Origin of the sequence: Bacteroides uniformis (assembly GCF_025147485.1) — a bacterium.
GTDB classification, from domain to species: domain Bacteria; phylum Bacteroidota; class Bacteroidia; order Bacteroidales; family Bacteroidaceae; genus Bacteroides; species Bacteroides uniformis.
Genome location: NZ_CP102263.1, coordinates 2507155 through 2527631, shown reverse-complemented (window position 1 = coordinate 2527631; position 20477 = coordinate 2507155). Strand labels below are relative to the sequence as shown.

At 48.3% G+C, this 20477-nt stretch carries 11 protein-coding genes; 6 read left to right on the top strand and 5 right to left on the bottom strand.

Annotation, left to right across the window (positions count from 1 at the left end; all coding sequences use genetic code 11):
* Positions 1-16 precede the first annotated feature (16 nt).
* Genes rfbD through NQ510_RS09785 form a run of 3 tightly spaced genes read right to left on the bottom strand, consistent with a single transcriptional unit; the run spans position 17 to position 2168 of the window.
* Positions 17-871 carry a dTDP-4-dehydrorhamnose reductase gene (gene rfbD / locus NQ510_RS09795; protein ID WP_005826319.1) on the bottom strand — a complete coding sequence of 285 codons (855 nt, stop codon included), beginning with the start codon at positions 869-871 and terminating at the stop codon, positions 17-19.
* Positions 872-931: 60 nt separating this feature from the next.
* Positions 932-1477, bottom strand: coding sequence for a DUF4924 family protein (locus tag NQ510_RS09790; RefSeq protein WP_005826317.1), 546 nt, complete (start codon positions 1475-1477; stop codon positions 932-934).
* A gap of 37 nt (positions 1478-1514) precedes the next feature.
* Positions 1515-2168: a LysE family translocator gene (locus NQ510_RS09785; RefSeq protein WP_005826316.1), complete on the bottom strand. Its 654-nt coding sequence runs from the start codon at positions 2166-2168 to the stop codon at positions 1515-1517.
* A gap of 140 nt (positions 2169-2308) precedes the next feature.
* On the opposite strand from NQ510_RS09785, the gene NQ510_RS09780 reads away from it, so the two are divergent.
* From NQ510_RS09780 to NQ510_RS09760, 5 genes are all read left to right on the top strand, one after another.
* The gene (locus NQ510_RS09780; protein WP_005826314.1) at positions 2309-4561 is read left to right on the top strand and encodes a glycoside hydrolase family 20 protein; all 2253 of its coding nucleotides are present in this window, start codon (positions 2309-2311) and stop codon (positions 4559-4561) included.
* A 188-nt stretch (positions 4562-4749) separates the two neighbouring features.
* A complete protein-coding gene (purL, locus tag NQ510_RS09775) occupies positions 4750-8454 on the top strand; it encodes a phosphoribosylformylglycinamidine synthase (protein WP_005826312.1) in 3705 nt (1234 codons plus the stop codon).
* 170 nt (positions 8455-8624) lie between these two features.
* Positions 8625-12668: a hybrid sensor histidine kinase/response regulator transcription factor gene (locus NQ510_RS09770; RefSeq protein ID WP_034525494.1), complete on the top strand. Its 4044-nt coding sequence runs from the start codon at positions 8625-8627 to the stop codon at positions 12666-12668.
* Positions 12669-12685: 17 nt separating this feature from the next.
* Entirely contained in the window at positions 12686-13228 is a 543-nt protein-coding gene (locus NQ510_RS09765; protein ID WP_005826309.1) for a chromate transporter, read from the top strand.
* Between the two features lie 63 nt (positions 13229-13291).
* Positions 13292-13861, top strand: a complete 570-nt coding sequence (locus tag NQ510_RS09760; protein WP_005826308.1) for a chromate transporter — start codon at positions 13292-13294, stop codon at positions 13859-13861.
* Between the two features lie 52 nt (positions 13862-13913).
* On the opposite strand, the gene NQ510_RS09755 is transcribed toward NQ510_RS09760, so the two are convergent.
* A complete protein-coding gene (locus tag NQ510_RS09755) occupies positions 13914-15425 on the bottom strand; it encodes a glycoside hydrolase family 10 protein (RefSeq protein ID WP_034525493.1) in 1512 nt (503 codons plus the stop codon).
* Positions 15426-15465: 40 nt separating this feature from the next.
* A complete protein-coding gene (locus NQ510_RS09750; RefSeq protein WP_005826306.1) occupies positions 15466-17415 on the bottom strand; it encodes a sensor histidine kinase in 1950 nt (649 codons plus the stop codon).
* A gap of 184 nt (positions 17416-17599) precedes the next feature.
* Here NQ510_RS09750 and uvrA point away from each other — a divergent pair, with 184 nt between their 5' ends.
* Positions 17600-20383, top strand: a complete 2784-nt coding sequence (gene uvrA / locus NQ510_RS09745; RefSeq protein WP_005826305.1) for an excinuclease ABC subunit UvrA — start codon at positions 17600-17602, stop codon at positions 20381-20383.
* The last annotated feature ends 94 nt before the right edge of the window (positions 20384-20477 follow it).

Genomic DNA, 20477 nt, shown 5'->3' with positions numbered 1-20477 from the left:
AATTAGTCAGTAATAATCACTCTTCCAAATTCTTCATGCAGACGGCAAGGCTCGCCTCCCAATGGGGTATATCGATGCCGAATGTCTTCTTTATCTTTGTCTTGTCCAACACAGAATAATGCGGACGCGGTGCCTTGGCAGGGAATTCGTCCGTATGCAGCGGACTTACCTTGCAGCTCTTGATACCTGCCAGACGATGGATAGCCAACGTAAAATCATACCACGAGCAGACTCCCTCGTTGCTGAAGTGATAGATGCCGGGCACGATTCCCTGGCTGATAGCCGCAAAGATGGCGCGTGCCAAATCATTGGCGTATGTCGGCGTACCTATCTGGTCGAATACAACTCCCAGCGTCTCGCGCTCGCGTCCCAAACGGAGCATCGTCTTCACAAAATTATTTCCATAAATGGAATAGAGCCACGCCGTACGGATGATCATGGCACGGCTGCAATACTTCATCACCGCCTGCTCACCCGCCAGTTTGGTAAAACCATATACTGAATTGGGACAAGTAGCCGCCTCTTCCGTATAGGGGGTGTGTCCGGTTCCGTCAAAAACATAGTCGGTAGACACTTGTATCAATGCAGCACCGCAAGCTTCGGCAGCGGCAGCCAGATAGCCCGGAGCGACATGGTTCAGCTTGTCGCAAAGCTCCTGATTGTCTTCCGCCTTGTCTACAGCCGTATAAGCGGCGCAATTCACGATTACATCTATCCGGTTGTCCTTCACAAACCCGTGCACAGCTTGTTCGTCGCAAATGTCCAATTCCTGCACGTCAGTGAAAAAATAAGCATGTTGTCCGTTTTCTTTCGACAACACTCGCATTTCATTGCCAAGTTGACCGTTGGCACCGGTTATCAGAATATTCATTTAATAAAGTTACACTTATATATAGAATGTTACGATGAACAATATTTTCCTCCATAATTATCAATTATCCATCAACTCCAATTCTCCCCGCTTCTCCTTGTCATAATAGTTGGCAAGCAACGAGACGAAACCGCTGATGGCCTCCATAGCCTTTGCCGTGCCCTGACTGATTTCCTTCTTCTGCAAGCGCAACAGCAGCACTCCATAAAGCGCCTCGAAACAAGTGTCTACCTCAGGCTCCTCTTTCCGGCCGCTCTTCTGGCGCAGCTCCACGATAAAAGGCAGTGCCTTGAAATAAGCCGCATTATAGAACGGATATTTCGTAGAAGCCAGTAATTCGCCATGCAGCTCCGTCAGGTTCAGAATGACATTCCGGTTGATTTGCAGATGTCCTTTTTCCGTTACGCCTTCCGCACGCATCATATCTGCCAGATTTCCATACCATTCTTCCAACGCAGGCCGTTCCTCCTCCGGATAGCGCAAAATGATGTTCTGGCGTATCCGGTCTATGTCACAGCCGTTGGCACGGAGCAAATCCTCCACCTGCCACATATATATAAGGTATTCGGCTATATTCTTTTCTTTCAGTTGTTGCGCAATCTTCACGATAAAATGTATGAATTATGATTTTTCACCTTCCCACTCAATACAGCGATTCACCCATCAGCGTAAACACCAATCCCACCACAGACACCACAATGACAATGCTCCCGATAATACGGTTCAGCATCCAGATGCCACGCAAGTTGAATTGTGTACGGACTTTATTGACAAAAAAGGTAATGCCAAACCACCATGCCAAAGCGCCCAATGCGATGGCCAAGTATCCGGTAACGGCCTCGAATACCAGCACTCCCTCACTTACAAAAGCGAAGCGGGCGAAAAGGCCTACAAAAAGGAATATAATCAGAGGATTGGAAAGCGTGACGGCAAACGCCGTTATGAAGTTATGAAAATAGGAACCCTTGTTGATGGATACCGGACGGATGGACTGTACCGGATTGCTGCGGAACGTATAAACGCCAAACGCCAACAGAAGAATGCTTCCGAAAAGTTGCAGGTAAAAGATGTTCTTGTTGACATAATCAAAAACGAAACTCATCCCGTAGCCCGTCAGCAAAGCATATGCAATATCGCTTAGCGAAGCTCCTATCCCCGTTACGAAACCATACCACCGTCCTTTATTCAAAGTACGCTGAATACACAATACTCCTACAGGACCCAATGGCGCGGACACAATGACGCCGATAATGAACCCCTTCCACAATATGTCAAATATGGTCTCTATCTGAATCATGGCTGCAAATATCGGACTTTTTTATGAGACGAACGAATAGTGTTAACGTTTTTTCGACGGAAAAGGATTTTAAGAAGTAAAGATTATCCATTTTACATATTATTCCGTATATTTACCTCCGAACTTAACAATACCCCCTTATGAAACGAATAAAAAAAACTCTAACACTCGTTTCCATGGCCGTCTTACTACTGACGGCATGCGAAGCCCCCAAGGAACTCGGTGTGGTTCCATATCCGCAGTATGCCCAAACAACGTCAAAAACAGTAGAACTGCCATCTACGGTAACCTTCTCGACCAATCTGGCGAAATCCGACATGAATGACCTGCTGGCCTATCTGCCGGACTTTGCCATCCCCATGAAGCTTGTCGACAAGAACCCTTTTGTAACGATAGAAATAACGGACGCAACGGATAATCCAATCGCTGCCGAAGGCTACAACCTGACAGTCAGCAAACAAGGTGTAAACATTCAGGCCTCCTCCGCTGCAGGTGCCTTCTATGGACTGCAAACCCTGGCACAACTTGCCCGTAACGGGAAGAAACTGCCAGTCACGACCATCAAGGACGAACCCAGATTCCCCTATCGTGGGCTGCACCTGGATGTTTCAAGACACTTCTTTAACACGGACTATGTCAAGAAACAAATAGACCTGGTAGCCACCTACAAAATCAACCGCCTGCATTGGCATCTGACCGACGGTGCCGGATGGCGGCTGGAGATTCCGGGCTATCCTCGCCTGACAGAATTCGCAGCCTGGAGAAAAGCCGCCAATCTGCAGGATTGGGGGAAATATGACCACCACTTCTGCGAGAAGGATGAAGAAGGAGCCTATGGAGGCTACTATACGGAAGCGGATGTACGTGAGGTTCTGGAATATGCCCGCTTGAGGCATGTCACCGTTATCCCCGAAATAGAAATGCCGGGACACTCGGGAGAAGTGCTGGCTGCCTATCCGCAATTGTCCTGCACCGGCAAGCCTTATACATCCGGCGAAGTCTGTATCGGTAACGAAGAGACCTTCAAGTTCTTCGAAGACGTGCTGGATGAAGTGATACGGCTGTTTCCTTCCCGGTATATCCATATTGGAGGCGATGAAGCCAGCAGACGCCACTGGAAGGCATGCCCCAAATGCCAGAAGCGCATGAAGGAAGAAGGACTCAAAGATGAAAGTGAGCTGCAAAGCTATATGATAGCCCGCATAGAGAAGTACCTCAACGACAAAGGGCGTGAAATCATCGGCTGGGATGAGATACTGGATGGAGGTCTGGCCCCCAATGCAACCGTCATGTCGTGGCGAGGTACGGAGGGTGGCATTGCCGCCGCCCGCATGGGGCATTATGCCATCATGACACCGGAGAGCCACTGCTATCTGGACCACTACCAGGATGACCCTGAGACACAGCCTCTGGCGTTTGGCGCCTGCGTCCCCATCGGACAGACCTACTCCTACGACCCGGCTCCCGATTCATTAGGAACAGATATCTGCAAATATATATTAGGTGTGCAAGGCAATGTGTGGGCAGAATATCTGCCCACCTACGAGCATGCCGAATACATGATATATCCGCGTATCATCGCCCTGGCAGAAGTAGGCTGGACTCCCGTAAAGAACAAGCATCCGGAAAGTTTCAAGAGACGTATCAACAACGAAATACGCCATATCAAGGCAAAAGGCTACAACCCGTTCACCCTGTCCGAACTAGTGCAGACCAGCCAGACCGTTGACTATGCCAAGAAGAGAATCATGCTCTCCCTCACCTCTGAAAAATATCCGATTGACATCCGCTATACAACAGACGGCTCCGAACCGACCGCATCTTCCAAATTATACAAAAAGCCATTTGCCGTAAAAGATTCGATATTGCTGACAGCCCGTCTTTTCGACGGAGAAAAGCCTATCGGAAAAAGCCTTCACCTGCGCACCGACTACCATAAGGGCATAGGCAAAAAGATAACCTATGCACCGGGCGGCAGATACTATCAGCATAAAGAAGTATACAAAGGCGGCGGTGACGCCGGTCTCCTCGACGGACTTCGCGGCGGCAAAAGCTACATGGACGGACGATGGCAGGGCTTCTGCCCCAATGATTTGGATGCCATTATCGACCTGGGCGAAGTGACCGCCATACATCGGGTCATGGCCAACTTCATGCAAATCCGTACCCCACAAGTATTTCTCCCTGCCAAAGTGGAAGTATGGGCATCTGTTGATGGCAAGAACTTCACCCTGCTGGGCAGTGATATCTGCAGCGAGGAAGAGGCCGGAAAGGACGTGATATTCCGTGATTTCGGCTGGATTGGCACCCCCACTGAGGCACGATATGTACGCTTCCATGCCATACAAGGGAAGAAGCAATTCTTATTTACGGATGAAATCGTCATACAATAACACACATCCGGTTTTTATGAAACAGAACAAAAAACGCATACGAGTAAAATTGCATGCGTTTTTTGTTTTCCTTTTTTTCTCCTCCCCACCGATTTTACGTATCTTTGCCCCCAAGAAGAAAAGATGAAGATACTCAAAGAAGTAACTTCAATCGTAAAATCGTAAATCGTAAAATCGTAAATATAACTATGATTCTTTTTTTCAGAACCCCATCCAAGAGTGTGATTGCCGTAGAATGTAATCACGAACTCCCCCAGGCAGACAGCGACAAACTCTGCTGGCTTTTTGGAGAAGCCACCCCCGAAAGTGAAGACAACCTGAAAGGACATTTCGTCGGCCCGCGCCGTGAGATGATTACTCCTTGGAGTACAAACGCCGTAGAAATCACCCAGAATATGGGGCTGGACGGCATCATACGCATCGAGGAGTACTTCCCCGTAAAAGATGAGAACGCAGACCACGATCCGATGCTGCAACGTATGTACAAGGGGCTGGACCAGAATGTATTTACAACCAACCGGCAGCCGGAACCGATTGTACACATCGAAGACCTGGAGGCATACAATGAAAAGGAAGGTCTGGCACTCTCCAAAGAGGAAATGGATTACCTCAAGAAGGTAGAGAAAGACCTCGGGCGCCCTCTGACAGACTCCGAAGTATTCGGCTTCGCGCAAATCAACTCCGAGCACTGCCGTCACAAAATCTTCGGCGGGACATTCATCATCGATGGAGTGGAACAGGAATCTTCACTCTTCCAGATGATAAAGAAAACTACACAAGAGAATCCCAACAAAATTATCTCTGCCTACAAAGACAATGTAGCCTTTGCCGAAGGTCCGGTTATCGAACAGTTTGCTCCGGCAGACCACTCCAAGCCCGACTATTTCCAAGTAAAGGACATCAAGAGTGTCATCTCCCTGAAAGCGGAAACACATAACTTTCCCACAACAGTAGAACCGTTCAACGGTGCGTCTACCGGTACGGGCGGTGAGATTCGCGACCGTATGGGCGGCGGTAAGGGCTCTTGGCCGATTGCCGGAACAGCCGTTTACATGACCTCCTACCCCCGTACGGAAGAAGGACGTCCCTGGGAAGAGATTCTGCCGGTACGCAAATGGCTGTATCAAACTCCCGAACAAATACTAATCAAAGCCTCCAATGGTGCCAGTGATTTCGGGAACAAATTCGGCCAACCGCTAATCTGCGGTTCCGTGCTCACTTTCGAACATAAGGAAAAAGATGAAGTCTATGGTTACGACAAAGTGATTATGCTTGCCGGAGGCGTAGGCTACGGTACCCAGCGTGACTGTTTGAAAGGTACACCGGAAGCCAGCAACAAAGTGGTTGTCATCGGTGGAGACAATTATCGCATCGGTTTGGGCGGCGGCTCCGTATCTTCCGTAGATACCGGACGCTACAGCAGTGGCATCGAGCTGAATGCCGTGCAACGCGCCAACGCCGAAATGCAGAAACGCGCCTACAACGTGGTACGCGCACTTTGTGAGGAAGAGACCAATCCGGTGGTTTCCATCCACGACCACGGCTCTGCCGGACATGTAAACTGTCTGTCCGAATTGGTAGAGGAATGCGGCGGTTTAATTGACATGAGCAAGTTGCCCATCGGTGACACGACTCTGTCTGCCAAGGAAATCATTGCCAACGAAAGCCAGGAACGCATGGGCTTGCTGATTCAGGAAGAGGCCATCGAACATGTACGCAAGGTAGCCGAACGTGAGCGTGCCCCGATGTACGTAGTCGGTGAAACGACCGGCGACCATCGCTTTGCCTTCCAGCAAGCTGACGGTGTACGTCCGTTCGACCTCGCCGTAGAACAGATGTTCGGCTCTTCCCCCAAGACCTATATGGTGGACAAGACCGTGGAACGTCACTACGAAATGCCCCAATACGAAGTTTCCCAACTACACGAATACCTCACCAATGTGCTCCAACTGGAAGCTGTGGCTTGTAAAGACTGGTTAACAAACAAGGTGGACCGTTCTGTAACAGGCAAGATTGCCCGCCAACAGTGCCAGGGTGAATTGCAGTTGCCTCTGAGCGATTGTGGTGTGGTAGCTTTGGACTATCGCGGCGAAAAGGGTATCGCAACCTCTCTGGGCCATGCTCCCCAGGCGGCACTTGCCGACCCGGCAGCCGGCTCCGTTCTTTCCGTCAGCGAAGCATTGACCAACTTGGTTTGGGCACCGCTTGCCGAAGGTCTGGACAGCGTTTCCCTTTCTGCCAACTGGATGTGGCCTTGCCGTTCGCAAGAAGGTGAAGATGCCCGTCTGTACACGGCAGTAAAGGCCTTGAGTGACTTCTGCTGTTCCCTGCAAATCAATGTACCGACCGGTAAAGACTCTCTTTCCATGACACAGAAATACCCCGACGGCAGCAAAGTAATTTCTCCGGGCACGGTAATTGTTTCTGCCGGTGGAGAAGTTTCCGACGTCAAGAAAGTCGTATCTCCGGTGCTGGTTAACAATGAAAAGACTACCATTTATCATATAGACTTCAGTTTCGACAACCTGAAACTCGGCGGTTCCGCCTTTGCTCAGACCCTGGGCAAGGTAGGTGACGAAGTTCCCAGCGTGCAGGATGCCGAATACTTCCGCGATGCTTTCCTTGCCGTGCAGGAACTGGTCAACAAGGGACTGATTCTTGCCGGACATGATATTTCCGCCGGTGGTCTTATCACTACACTGCTTGAAATGTGCTTTGCCAATGTGGAAGGCGGTATGGAAATCAACCTGGATAAAATCAAGGAGCAAGACCTTATCAAGATTCTGTTTGCAGAGAACCCGGGTATCGTTATCCAGGTGAGCGACAAGCACAAGGAAGCTGTAAAGCAAATACTGGAAGATGCAGGCGTAGGTTACGTGAAGCTCGGCAAACCGACAGACGAACGCCATATTCTTGTATCAAAAGGCGATGCTACTTATCAGTTTGGCATCGACTATATGCGTGATGTATGGTACTCTACTTCTTATCTCCTTGACCGTAAGCAGTCCATGAACGGCTGCGCCAAGAAGCGTTTCGAAAACTACAAGATGCAACCGGTGGAATTCGCCTTCATGCCGGACTTCAAAGGCAAGTTCTCACAATACGGCATTAATCCGGACCGCCGTACACCGTCAGGTATACGCGCCGCCATCATCCGTGAAAAAGGAACCAACGGCGAACGCGAAATGGCCTACTCACTCTATCTGGCAGGCTTCGATGTGAAGGATGTTACAATGACCGACCTTATCAGCGGCCGCGAGACGCTGGAAGATGTAAACATGATTGTTTACTGCGGTGGTTTCTCCAACTCCGACGTTCTTGGTTCTGCTAAGGGTTGGGCAGGTGCTTTCCTCTTCAATCCGAAAGCAAAAGAAGCGCTCGACAAATATTATGCACGCGAGGATACGCTTTCACTGGGTGTCTGCAACGGCTGCCAGCTCATGATGGAACTTAATCTTATCAATCCCGAGCACAAGAAAAACGGCAAGATGCTTCATAATGACTCACACAAGTTTGAATCCAGATTCCTCGGTGTTACCGTCCCCACCAACCGCAGCGTAATGCTCGGCTCACTGAGTGGCAGCAAACTGGGTATCTGGGTAGCTCACGGTGAAGGAAAATTCTCCTTGCCATACGACGAGGACAAATACAACGTCGTGCTGAAATACTCATACGACGAATATCCTTCCAACCCCAACGGCTCAGATTATTCCATAGCCGGATTGGCAAGTGCCGACGGACGTCATCTGGCCATGATGCCCCACTTGGAACGTGCCATCTTCCCCTGGCAGAACGGTTGCTACCCCGCAGACCGCGTAAACAGCGACCAAATCACTCCTTGGGTAGAAGCATTTGTTAATGCACGCAAGTGGGTGGAAGCCAATAAAAAATGAGCTGAACTTCCTTTTTTATAGAAATGTAACAAGCGCGGGTTATGAATAATCTCGCGCTTGTTACATTTCTATTCTTCGCTTTCTTTTTGTTTTTCTCAAACAAAAGCATTATTTTTGTGTTTATTTTCAACTCTCCCTCAGTACAACATTCAAAAAACCGTTCGACAATTATGAAAAAGTACTTCTTTTTCTACATACTACTATTATTGCCAATTATAGGCATTGCACAAACATACAAATACATCGGTGTGGAAGACGGTTTGAGCAACAGACGGGTATATGCAATTCAAAAGGGACCTAAAGGTTACATGTGGTTTCTTACCCACGACGGCATCGACCGATACAACGGAAAGGACTTCAAGCCGTACAAATTGATGGATGGAGATGAAGAAGTGAATTCCATGATGAACCTGAACTGGCTCTATGTTGACCCCAAAGGCACCATATGGGAAATAGGCAAGAAAGGACGCGTGTTCCGCTATGATACAAAACATGACCGTTTTGTCCTGGTATACAAGCTACCCGAAAGCGAAGTGAAAGGACGTCCAACCCCTATCAGTTACGGTTTTGTGGATGCCAACAGTGTAATATGGCTTTGCAATGAAGATGCCCTATATCTGTACGACAGCAATACCCAGAAGGTAACATTCATTCAAAACGAAATAGGAGAACGAATTACGGATATCGCACAGATTGATTCGACCCACTTCTTCATCGGAACCGACATCGGCATACACTATGCTGAACTGGCCAACAACATCCTCACCCTCAGCCCCTGCAACCAGTTGGATACCTTGAAGATACAAATCAACGAACTATACTATCACAAACCATCCCACAAGGTTTTTATCGGTACTTTCCAGCGGGGAATATTCTCCTATGACCTAAACAAGCACAAGGTCATGCATATACCATCCGGACTGATGGACATTAGCATCAACTGTATCCGTGCCTTCAATGACAATGAGATTCTCATCGCAACGGACGGAGCCGGTGTCTACAAGATGAATACCGATACCTATGCATCCGAACCGTATATCGTTGCCGACTACAATCGGTACAACTCAATGAACGGAAATACTATCAATGACATTTACATCGACAGCGAGCAGCGTATCTGGATGGCCAATTATCCCATCGGCATAACTGTACGCAACAACCGATATACCGATTACCAATGGATAAAACACTCTATCGGCAATAAACAATCACTCATCAATGACCAGGTAAACGCCATCATCGAGGACCATGACGGAGATTTATGGTTTGCCACGAACAACGGAATCAGCCTCTATTACAGCAAGACGAAACAATGGCATTCTTTTCTCAGCACCTTCGACTCCGAAAGCCATAGCAAAAATCACACCTTCATCTCACTATGCGAGGTGGAGCCCGGCATCATCTGGGCCGGAGGGTATAGTTCCGGCATCTACCAGATAAACAAGAAGCAACTGTCCATAGACTTCTTTACCCCATCCTTGTTCAGCAATCTGAATATCCGGCCAGACAAATATATTCGTTCCATTATGAAAGATTCTTCAGGAAACATCTGGTCCGGAGGGTATTATAACTTAAAAGAAATAGATTATTCCAGAAAAAACATACGGCACTTCCCGGGCTTGAATGGTATCACCGCTATCATAGAGAAGGACTCCACACATATGTGGATAGGCACTGCCACCGGCTTGTACCTATTGGAAAAAGTGACCGGTAAGTATAGCTATATCCAGATGCCGGTAGAATCCTATTACATCTACTCTCTATACCAAGCTTCCGACGGAATGCTGTATATCGGTACCAACAATGCCGGTTTACTGGTATATGATACGACCAAAAACACATTCAGACATTATCATAGAGACAACTGCGCTTTGATTTCCAATAATATCTATACACTATTGTCCGATGGTAAAGGAAATATCTTCCTGAGTACAGAACACGGTCTGTCCACCTTCTATCCTGCCGAAGAGACATTCCATAACTGGACCAAAGAACAAGGACTGAAGTCTGACCATTTCAACGCAGCCTCAGGCACCTTGAGGAAAAACGGCAATTTCATTTTCGGCAGTACGGATGGAGCCATAGAGTTCGACAAGGACATGGTCCTGCCTCGCGACTATAAGTTCAAAATGGTATTCAATGACCTGCGGGTATTCTATCAGACCGTTTATCCCAAGGATGAAGGCTCTCCACTTATTCTGGATATTGACGAGACAAAAACCTTGCGTTTGAAGTACAACCAGAACATCTTCTCATTGCAGGTCTCAGACATCAACTATGACTATCCTTCCCTAATTCTGTACTCCTGGAAACTGGAAGGCTTCTATGAGGGTTGGAGCCGTCCGGGAGAGGAAAACGTCATCCGTTTTACCAACCTGAGTCCGGGCAACTATACCCTCCGCGTACGTGCCATCTCCAACGAAGACCGTCGTATTGTCCTGGAAGAACGCAGTATGGACATCATTATCGAGCAACCCCTCTGGCTCAGTTTCTGGGCGCTGATACTCTATGCAGTGATTATCATATCCATTGCAAGCATCACTCTGCGAATAATAGTCTTGAGAAAACAGCGGAAAGAATCCGATGAGAAAATACGCTTCTTCGTCAATACGGCGCATGATATACGTACTCCACTGACGCTCATCAAAGCACCCTTGGAAGAAATCACCGAACGCGAGCAACTGACTTCCAGCGGACAGAGCAACATCAATACAGCCCTGCGAAACGTAAATGCCTTGTTGCGCCTGACCACCAACCTTATTAATTTCGAGCGCGCAGACACCTATTCCGGAAGTCTATACGTATCCGAATACGAACTGAGCACATATATGGAAGAGACGATCGATGCTTTCCGTTCATACGCAAACATAAAACACATCAACCTGACCTACGAAAGCAGCTTCCGTTATCTGAACGTATGGTTAGATAAGGACAAGATGGATTCCATTTTGAAAAATATCATATCCAACGCACTGAAATATACACCGGACGGCGGCAATGTACATGTCTTTACTTCCGAGACAGAAGATACCTGGAGTATTGAGGTGAAAGATACCGGTATCGGAATTCCGGCTTCAGAACAGAAAAAGCTGTTCAAGATGCATTTCCGTGGCAGTAATGCTATCAATTCCAAAGTTACCGGCAGCGGCATCGGACTACTTCTGGTAGGGAAACTTGTACACTTACATAAAGGAAAGCTCAACTTCAGCAGTATGGAAGGAAAAGGCTCTTGCATCAAAATCACGTTCCCCAAGGGGAACAAGCATTTCCGCAAGGCAATCCAACGCCCTCAGCCCCAAAACGAACGTATTGTTTATTCGGCTTCCGGAGTGCCTATCAATGCCTCCGCCACATCGTCCCCTGCTTCCAGCGACATCTACGACAAGACGCAGCAACAGTCGCAAAACAACAGTAGCCACCAGAAAATTCTTATTGTAGAGGACAATGACGAACTAAGGGAATATCTGCGCAGAACATTGTCTGAACAGTACAACATACAAGTATGCTCCAACGGAAAAGAGGCACTGACCATTGTCAAGGAGTATATGCCCAACCTCGTCATTTCAGACATCATGATGCCGGAAATGAGAGGAGACGAATTGTGTCATATCCTGAAGAACGACATCGAGACATCACATATCCCCATCATCCTGCTCACAGCACTGAATACCGACAAGAATATCATCGAGGGACTGCAAAGCGGAGCGGATGAATATATTGTGAAACCCTTCAATATCGGTATATTGCGGGCAAACATTGCCAACCTGCTGACTAACCGGGCACTGTTGCACCACAAATATGCCAGCCTGGACCTGAACGACGAGAAGAACAATACGGATTGCATCAACTGCTCCAACGACTTGGACTGGAAATTCATTGCAACCGTCAAAAAGAGCGTCGAAGACAATATGGACAACCCAAGCTTCAACGTCGACGTGCTCTGCAACCTGCTGAATATGAGTAGGACCAGCTTCTACAATAAGATAAAGGCACTGACCGACCAAGCTCCGGCTGACTACATCCGGCTGATTCGACTGAAACATGCTGCCCAACTTCTGAAAGAACAAAAGCATACCATCACCGAGATTTCAGAGCTGACCGGTTTCAGTGATGCGAAATATTTCCGTGAAGTATTCAAGAAACATTTCAATATGAGCCCAAGCCAGTATGCCAAGAGAGGGAAGGAAGGGAAAGATGATAAAGAAATAAAGTAAATTACAACATTTTGAATATGAATATATATCTTGAAGCATTCTCCATTTTCTTTAAGATAGGAGCCTTTACCATCGGCGGCGGTTATGCTATGGTACCGCTGATAGAAAACGAAATCGTAACCAAACGAAACTGGATAGCCAAAGAAGATTTCATTGACCTGCTTGCTATATCACAGTCCGCTCCGGGCATCCTTGCCGTCAATATATCCATTTTTATAGGGTACCGGCTACGGGGAATACGAGGGAGCATAATCACTGCATTGGGAACCATACTTCCTTCGTTTCTCATCATCCTCGCCATAGCGTTGTTCTTTCACAACTTCAAGGACAACACCATTGTGGAACGTATATTCAAAGGTATTCGCCCGGCAGTGGTTGCATTGATTGCAGCCCCTACATTCAGCATGGCTAAATCGGCCCGGATAAACCGATACAACATATGGATACCGGTGGTTTCAGCACTGCTCATCTGGCTGTTGGGCTTCTCTCCCATCTGGATTATCATTGCGGCAGGTGTAGGAGGATACTGCTTCGGACGTTTTCAACGTCCGAAGAATTAAAAATTAAAGAATTAAAAAGGATAGCAACATTAATCACTAACCATTTATCATTAATTACTAATCATGGTTTTCTTACAGTTATTCTATACATTCTTTAAGATTGGGCTTTTCGGCTTTGGTGGCGGATATGCCATGTTGTCTATGATACAAGGTGAAGTAGTTACCCGTTACGGTTGGCTTACAGCGCAGGAATTTACTGATATTGTGGCAATCAGCCAGATGACACCCGGTCCGATAGGAATCAATTCGGCAACTTATGTGGGTTATACTACGATAGCTGATTGCTACGGTACAAGCTATGGTATTTTAGGTTCTATTATTGCTACGTTTGCCGTGGTGCTTCCTTCTTTCCTACTGATGCTGACCATCAGCAAATTCTTTCTGAAATACCAGAAACATCCTTCCGTGGAAGCGGTATTCAGTGGGCTCCGCCCGGCAGTAGTCGGTCTGCTGGCCTCAGCCGCGCTGGTATTGATGAATTCGGAAAACTTCAGTTCTCCCAAAGAAGACATATATTCCTTCGTCATCAGCTGCCTCATCTTCCTCGTGACATTTATAGGCACAAAGAAATATAAACTGAACCCGATAGGAATGATTGTAGCTTGTGGAATAGCAGGATTGATACTTTATTAGGGATTAAGGATTAAACGTTAATGATTAATCCCTAATCCTTAATCCCTAATTTTTAAAGTTTAATCTTCTTTCCAACGGATTTCGATTCATTATGCAGACGGTCCAAGGCTGTCACCACATAGCGGTACTTTGTCTTTCCGTCTTCATAAGGAAGTTTATAGAAATTATCGCGCGTGATGGCTACAATATGGGAAGGGTCATCTATATTCACTTTCTCTTTGTCATTAAAGCGATAGACCACATATTGGACGGCACGGTTCATTTCCTCTTTATACTTGGGAGCTGTCCAGAAAAGAATATATCCGTCTTCCGTCCACACCGGTTTCATCTTACGTACCTTTGCCGGGGCTTCGTTATCCATGAAATCGAAAACGGGAGGCAGCGCCGGATACTTATGATATTCGGCAATCAGGGCATCGCGATACTTGCCTGCATTCTCTACAACCGCACTGGCAGGCCACTGGCAACTGCCACCGATGGTCTGATAGGCCCGTTGCAAGGCCATTTTGCGAGGAAGCTGATTTATCGACGGGTTCTTGGGGTCGGCATTCTGCACGGTGTTCATCACGGACTGGCCGATAAACAAGGGGCGGTTTTCCGTATTTCTGGCCCACCACTTCACCAGTGTCTCATAGTCGGCAACCGGATGTCCTATATGCCAATAAATCTGCGGAATATTATAGTCTATCCAACCTTCACGGGCCCACAGCAACACGTCCGCATAAAGGTCATCGTAGTTTTGCAGGCCTTTGGTCTTACTGCCAAGCGGGTCACTGCTTTCATTCCGGTAAATGCCAAACGGAGAAACCCCGAACTTCACCCACGGCTTGATTTCACGAATTGTTTCATGCAGTTTCTTAATCAGCACATTCACGTTGCTCCGGCGCCAGTCTCCTTTATTGCTGAAACCTCCGCCAAAACGTGCAAAACTTGCATCGTCAGGGAAATCCTTTCCCTTAATGGGATAAGGATAAAAGTAATCGTCCATATGAATGGCATCCACATCATAGCGGGAAACGATGTCGCTCACCACCATGCAGATGTGCCGGCGGCTCTCAGGCAGTGCCGGGTCAAAATACAACTGGTCGCCATAAGTGACAAACCATTCCGGATGGATATTGTACACATGATTGGGAGCCAACTCACTCTTCAAGGTCGTCTTCGTGCGATACGGATTAATCCATGCATGAAACTCCATACCACGCTTATGGCATTCATCAATCATAAACTGCATAGGGTCCCAATAGGGTTCGGGCGCTTTACCCTGCACTCCGGTAAGGAAACGACTCCACGGTTCCAGTCTGGAAGCATACAGAGCATCCGCTTCGGGACGTACCTGGAAAATTATGGCGTTGATTCCCGCCTTCTGCAAGGAATTCAACTGCCCGATCAGATTCTGCTTCAGTTTTTCGGTCGGCATTCCACGGAACTGTCCGTTTACTGACTGTATCCATGCTGCACGAAATTCACGTTTAGGATAGGCAGACCCGGTCTGCACTTGCGCAAATACTCCTCCCGCCATTAGCAGCAAGAAGAATACACATAAAAGGGATTTTACTCTCATTCTCTAATTACAGCTTTTTAATACTTAAAATAGTTTATAATTAAGGTTTGTCCTTCATCGGCCATTCCACAATAAAGCGGCATCCTCCGCAATAGGTGTCATCCAGATAAATCCGGCCTCCCACCAACTCCATTATCTCATTGGCTATGGCAAGCCCCAATCCGGACCCTTTGGTAAACGTGTCCACTTTATAAAAACGTTCGAAAATACGGTCCGATTCGTCCGGCCTGATGCCTATACCGGTATCCTCTATCACGAAGCGCAATACATGTCGGGACTTATCTTCCTCGCAGGAAACGCGTATATGACCTTCTTCCGTAAACTTCACCGCATTATCCAACAAAGACACCAGCACCATTTTCAGCCATTGCCGGGCTGCATAAAAGGCCATAATGCCGGAAGCAGGCACATATTCCAGTTCAACTCCCGGCTTCAGTTCCGGACGGAAGCCCTCAATACATTCCTTGCAACACGCATCCACTTCTATCTCCTCCCGCGGCATCTCCCACACTCGCGAATCCATATCCGCAATATTGAGTATGTTCTCCATCAGACTCAACAGATATGTATTGTTGCCCTCCACTTGTTCAACATACTCGCGTTTCTCCACATCATCCAGCTTCTCTTGAGCCAGCAAGGTAGAAAAGCCGACGATGGAATTCAACGGAGTACGGATTTCATGGGTGATATGCTGTATAAAGGAACTTTTGACCTGGCTCATTTTTTCCACCGCCCTGCGTGCAGCTTCCAACTTGCGGTTCATGGAGAGGGTGCGGATATACAGATAAGTAATGAGCAGCAAAAGCAACAATACCAGTCCGCCAACAGCCAAGGCTATCATCAGTCGTTCCTTGTTCAATCTGGCACTCAGCTCCAGCTTCTCCATCTTCAACCGGTCCACCTCAAACTGTGCCGTATATTTGCTTAGCTTGTCATCCATTTCTGCCGTACGCACGGAGTCACTCACGGCGGCATATCTGGCATAACTGCGGCAAGCCGCACGATAATCGCCCAACTGTTCCTGCAGTTCTCCTTTCATATAATGGTTATAAGGATAGCAAAGCCCCAGTGAATGCTGATAATCCATGAGTGAATCCACGTAAGCAATGTTACCTTTCAAATCACCGAGGATACGGCAACACATTATCTTATAGCCAAACCATGCTTCGGGTGTCGAGCTCTCCGGATGTTGACGGTAGAAGCGGTCGGTCTCCTCAATATAAGACTCAGTAGCCTTTCTACCTTCATTGGCCAATAAGCCTATAACCCTGAATTCACAGAAACGCAGGTGCAGGGAAGGGTCTATGCCGACTTGTTTACGGTCCAGTTTGTCCTCCAGTTGCGACAATTTACTCAGATACTCGCCGGCTTCTGCATACTCACTGCGTGAAAGATAAGTCTGGATAATATTAAGCAACACCACGTATGCGTCACGATAATAGCTGCCTTCCTCGAAAAGTTTCAGTGCATTGTTGTAATTCTCTATACACAGTTTTACGTTGTTTCCAAAGACCCGATGGTTATACCCGATGCACATTTCGCCACATGCCAATCCGTATTTGTCCCGGGCTTGCTCGGCATCCTGATGGAGCCTGACGGTTTCAGCCATCGCCTCCTCCTGCATACCTTTCTCCGTCATACGCTGAATGTACTGCCGCCACGCCATATACCGGTCTCGTGTCCGTTGGTATTTCCAGCACCAGTCCATATATTCATAGGTTGCGGCTTTCAATTGGTCAATGTCCCCCAACTGATAATAATGAGAAATCAAGTTGTTATGGGCATCACTAATCTGTACCGTATCGTTCAGTTCGCGGGCAAGTTTTATCCACCGGGCATTGATGGAAGGCAATCGGTCTTGTCCCAACACTTTCTGCGCACTATCTGCCAGAGCTTTCATCTCTCCATAAGGGTCTTCGGCATGCAGGATTGAGGGGCATAAACCTAACACCAGCACAACAAGAAGCCATTTTATATTACGCTTTACCATGTTCGGACATTAAAAGGAGTCGGATGCGAATTTAGTGCTTTTATTTAATGTAAATTAGCAGTCATCCTAAAGTATAACAAATCTTAACCTTGCCTATCTGATACGATTTTTCCAGCAGGTTCGTTTTATTCTACCCCGGTTTGCATTATCTTTGCAAATCCTAAATCACATAAGTGACTTTTATATGGCAGAAAATACATCGATTATCATAAAGGGAGCCCGTGTCAATAACCTCAAGAACATTGACGTAGAGATTCCCCGTAACAAACTCGTAGTCATCACCGGACTGTCCGGTTCCGGAAAATCCTCACTTGCTTTCGATACATTATATGCCGAGGGGCAGCGCCGCTACGTGGAGAGCTTGAGCAGTTACGCCCGCCAATTCCTGGGACGCATGAGCAAGCCCGAATGCGATTTCATCAAAGGCATCCCGCCTGCCATTGCCATCGAGCAGAAAGTTAGTAGCCGCAATCCGCGGTCCACCGTGGGCACCTCCACCGAAATATACGAATACCTGCGGCTGCTCTATGCCCGTGTGGGGAAAACCTTCAGCCCGGTCAGCGGACAGGAAGTGAAGAAGCATTCGGCGGAAGACATCGTGAAGTGCATGCTGGAATATCCGGAAGGAACCAGATATACCGTGCTCGCCCCGATATTGCTGCGCGAAGACCGCACGCTGCAACAACAACTGGAGATAGACATGAAGCAAGGTTTCACCCGTCTGGAAGTGAACGGTGAGATGATGCGCATCGACGAATACAAGCCGAAAGAGGGAGACACCGTTTTCCTGCTGATTGACCGTATGACAGCCTCTTCCGAAAAGGACTCCGTGAGCCGCCTCACCGACTCGGCAGAGACAGCCATGTACGAAGGAGACGGCGCCTGCCTGCTGCGGTTCTACCAGTCCGACGGAAGCACCTGCCTCTACCGGTTCAGCACCAAGTTCGAGGCGGACGGCATCATCTTCGAGGAGCCGAACGACCAGATGTTCTCCTTCAACTCTCCCATCGGCGCATGTCCCGTATGCGAGGGATTCGGGAAAGTCATCGGCATCGACGAGCATCTCGTGATACCCGACCGCTCCTTGTCCGTCTATGATGGAGCCGTTGTATGCTGGCGGGGCGAAAAGATGGGCGAATGGAGGGATATGGTGATACACGGAGCCGAGAAAGCCGGCTTCCCCATCTTCACTCCCTATTATGAACTGACCGACGAGCAACGCCGGATGCTGTGGGAAGGGACACCCTACTTTGAGGGCATCAACGCCTTCTTCAAGATGGTGCAGGAAAATCAGTACAAGATACAATACCGTGTGATGCTGGCACGCTACCGCGGAAAGACGCTCTGCCCCAAATGCCACGGTACCCGCCTGAAGCCCGAAGCAAACTACGTACGCGTGGGAGGACGCAACATCTCCGAACTGGTAGATTTGCCCATCACTGAGTTGAAGCTCTTCTTCGACAACCTGCAGCTAGACCCACATGACGCCGACATAGCCCGCCGCATCCTGACAGAAATCAACAGCCGCATCCAATTCCTATTGGATGTCGGTTTGGGATACCTCACGCTGAACCGCCTCAGCAACTCGCTCTCCGGCGGTGAAAGCCAGCGAATCAACCTCGCCACCTCGCTGGGAAGTAGTCTGGTGGGCAGCCTGTATATTCTTGACGAACCGAGCATCGGCCTGCATAGCCGCGATACGGACAAACTGATACACGTGCTCCGCCAGCTGCAACAGTTGGGCAATACGGTAGTGGTAGTGGAACACGATGAAGAGATTATCCGTGCTGCCGACTATATCATCGACATCGGTCCCCGGGCAGGCCGCCTGGGAGGGAAGGTCGTCTACCAAGGAGATATGAAAGACCTTCAGAAAGACAGTGACAGCTATACCGTGCGCTATCTGCTGGGCGAAGAAACCATCCCCCTGCCGGAACACCGCCGCCCGTGGAACAACTACATAGAAATAAAAGGCGCGCGCGAAAACAACCTGAAGGGTGTAGAGGCACGGTTCCCGCTGAATGTAATGACCGTAGTCACCGGTGTCAGCGGTTCGGGCAAGAGTACGCTGGTACGCGACATCTTCTACCGCGCCCTGAAACGAGAGCTGGATGAATGCAACGAACGTCCAGGCGAGTTCACTTCCATTGGAGGAGACTTGCAGAACCTGCGCAATGTAGAGTTTGTTGACCAGAATCCTATCGGGAAGTCATCGAGAAGTAACCCCGTGACCTACATCAAGGCCTACGATGAAATCCGTAAACTATGGGCGGACCAACCGCTTGCCAAGCAGATGGGATACAGTGCCGGATACTTCAGCTTCAACAGCGAAGGCGGCCGTTGCGAGGAATGCAAGGGTGAAGGCACCATCACGGTGGAGATGCAATTCATGGCAGACCTTGTACTGGAATGCGAATCCTGCCACGGCAAACGCTTCAAGGCGGACACGCTGGAAGTGAAGTTCCACGACATGAATATCTACGACGTATTGGAGATGACCGTAAACCAAGCCATCGAATTCTTTACGCAACACGGACAGAAAAAGATTGTGAAGAAGCTGCAACCCTTGCAGGATGTAGGTTTGGGATATATCAAACTGGGGCAAGCCTCCTCCACCCTCTCCGGTGGAGAGAACCAGCGCGTGAAACTCGCCTTCTACCTCAGCCAGGAGAAAGCAGACCCGACCATGTTCATCTTCGATGAACCGACCACCGGACTACACTTCCATGACATCAAGAAACTGCTCGAAGCCTTCGATGCCCTAATACGCCGCGGGCACAGCATTGTCATCATCGAACATAATCTGGATGTGGTGAAGTGTGCGGACCATGTGATAGACCTGGGGCCCGAAGGAGGGGACAAAGGAGGAAACATCGTAGCTACCGGTACACCGGAGGAAGTGGCGAAGTGTGCGGCAAGTTATACGGGACAATTCTTGCAAGAGAAATTACACCCCTCGCTTCCTTAAATAGAACACAGAGGCACGGAGACACAGAGATATTAAATTCAAGGAAAAAGAATAAAACTCTATGCCTCCGTGTCTTTGTGCTTAATCTTACCGG

Bases quoted from the DNA above. Each gene is read 5' to 3' on its own strand.
- NQ510_RS09750 (WP_005826306.1), bottom strand. From the start codon at position 17,415: ATGGTAAAGCGTAATATAAAATGGCTTCTTGTTGTGCTGGTGTTAGGT.
- uvrA (WP_005826305.1), top strand. From the start codon at position 17,600: ATGGCAGAAAATACATCGATTATCATAAAGGGAGCCCGTGTCAATAAC.
- NQ510_RS09785 (WP_005826316.1), bottom strand. From the start codon at position 2,168: ATGATTCAGATAGAGACCATATTTGACATATTGTGGAAGGGGTTCATT.
- NQ510_RS09780 (WP_005826314.1), top strand. From the start codon at position 2,309: ATGAAACGAATAAAAAAAACTCTAACACTCGTTTCCATGGCCGTCTTA.
- NQ510_RS09770 (WP_034525494.1), top strand. From the start codon at position 8,625: ATGAAAAAGTACTTCTTTTTCTACATACTACTATTATTGCCAATTATA.
- purL (WP_005826312.1), top strand. From the start codon at position 4,750: ATGATTCTTTTTTTCAGAACCCCATCCAAGAGTGTGATTGCCGTAGAA.
- NQ510_RS09765 (WP_005826309.1), top strand. From the start codon at position 12,686: ATGAATATATATCTTGAAGCATTCTCCATTTTCTTTAAGATAGGAGCC.
- NQ510_RS09755 (WP_034525493.1), bottom strand. From the start codon at position 15,425: ATGAGAGTAAAATCCCTTTTATGTGTATTCTTCTTGCTGCTAATGGCG.
- rfbD (WP_005826319.1), bottom strand. From the start codon at position 871: ATGAATATTCTGATAACCGGTGCCAACGGTCAACTTGGCAATGAAATG.
- NQ510_RS09760 (WP_005826308.1), top strand. From the start codon at position 13,292: ATGGTTTTCTTACAGTTATTCTATACATTCTTTAAGATTGGGCTTTTC.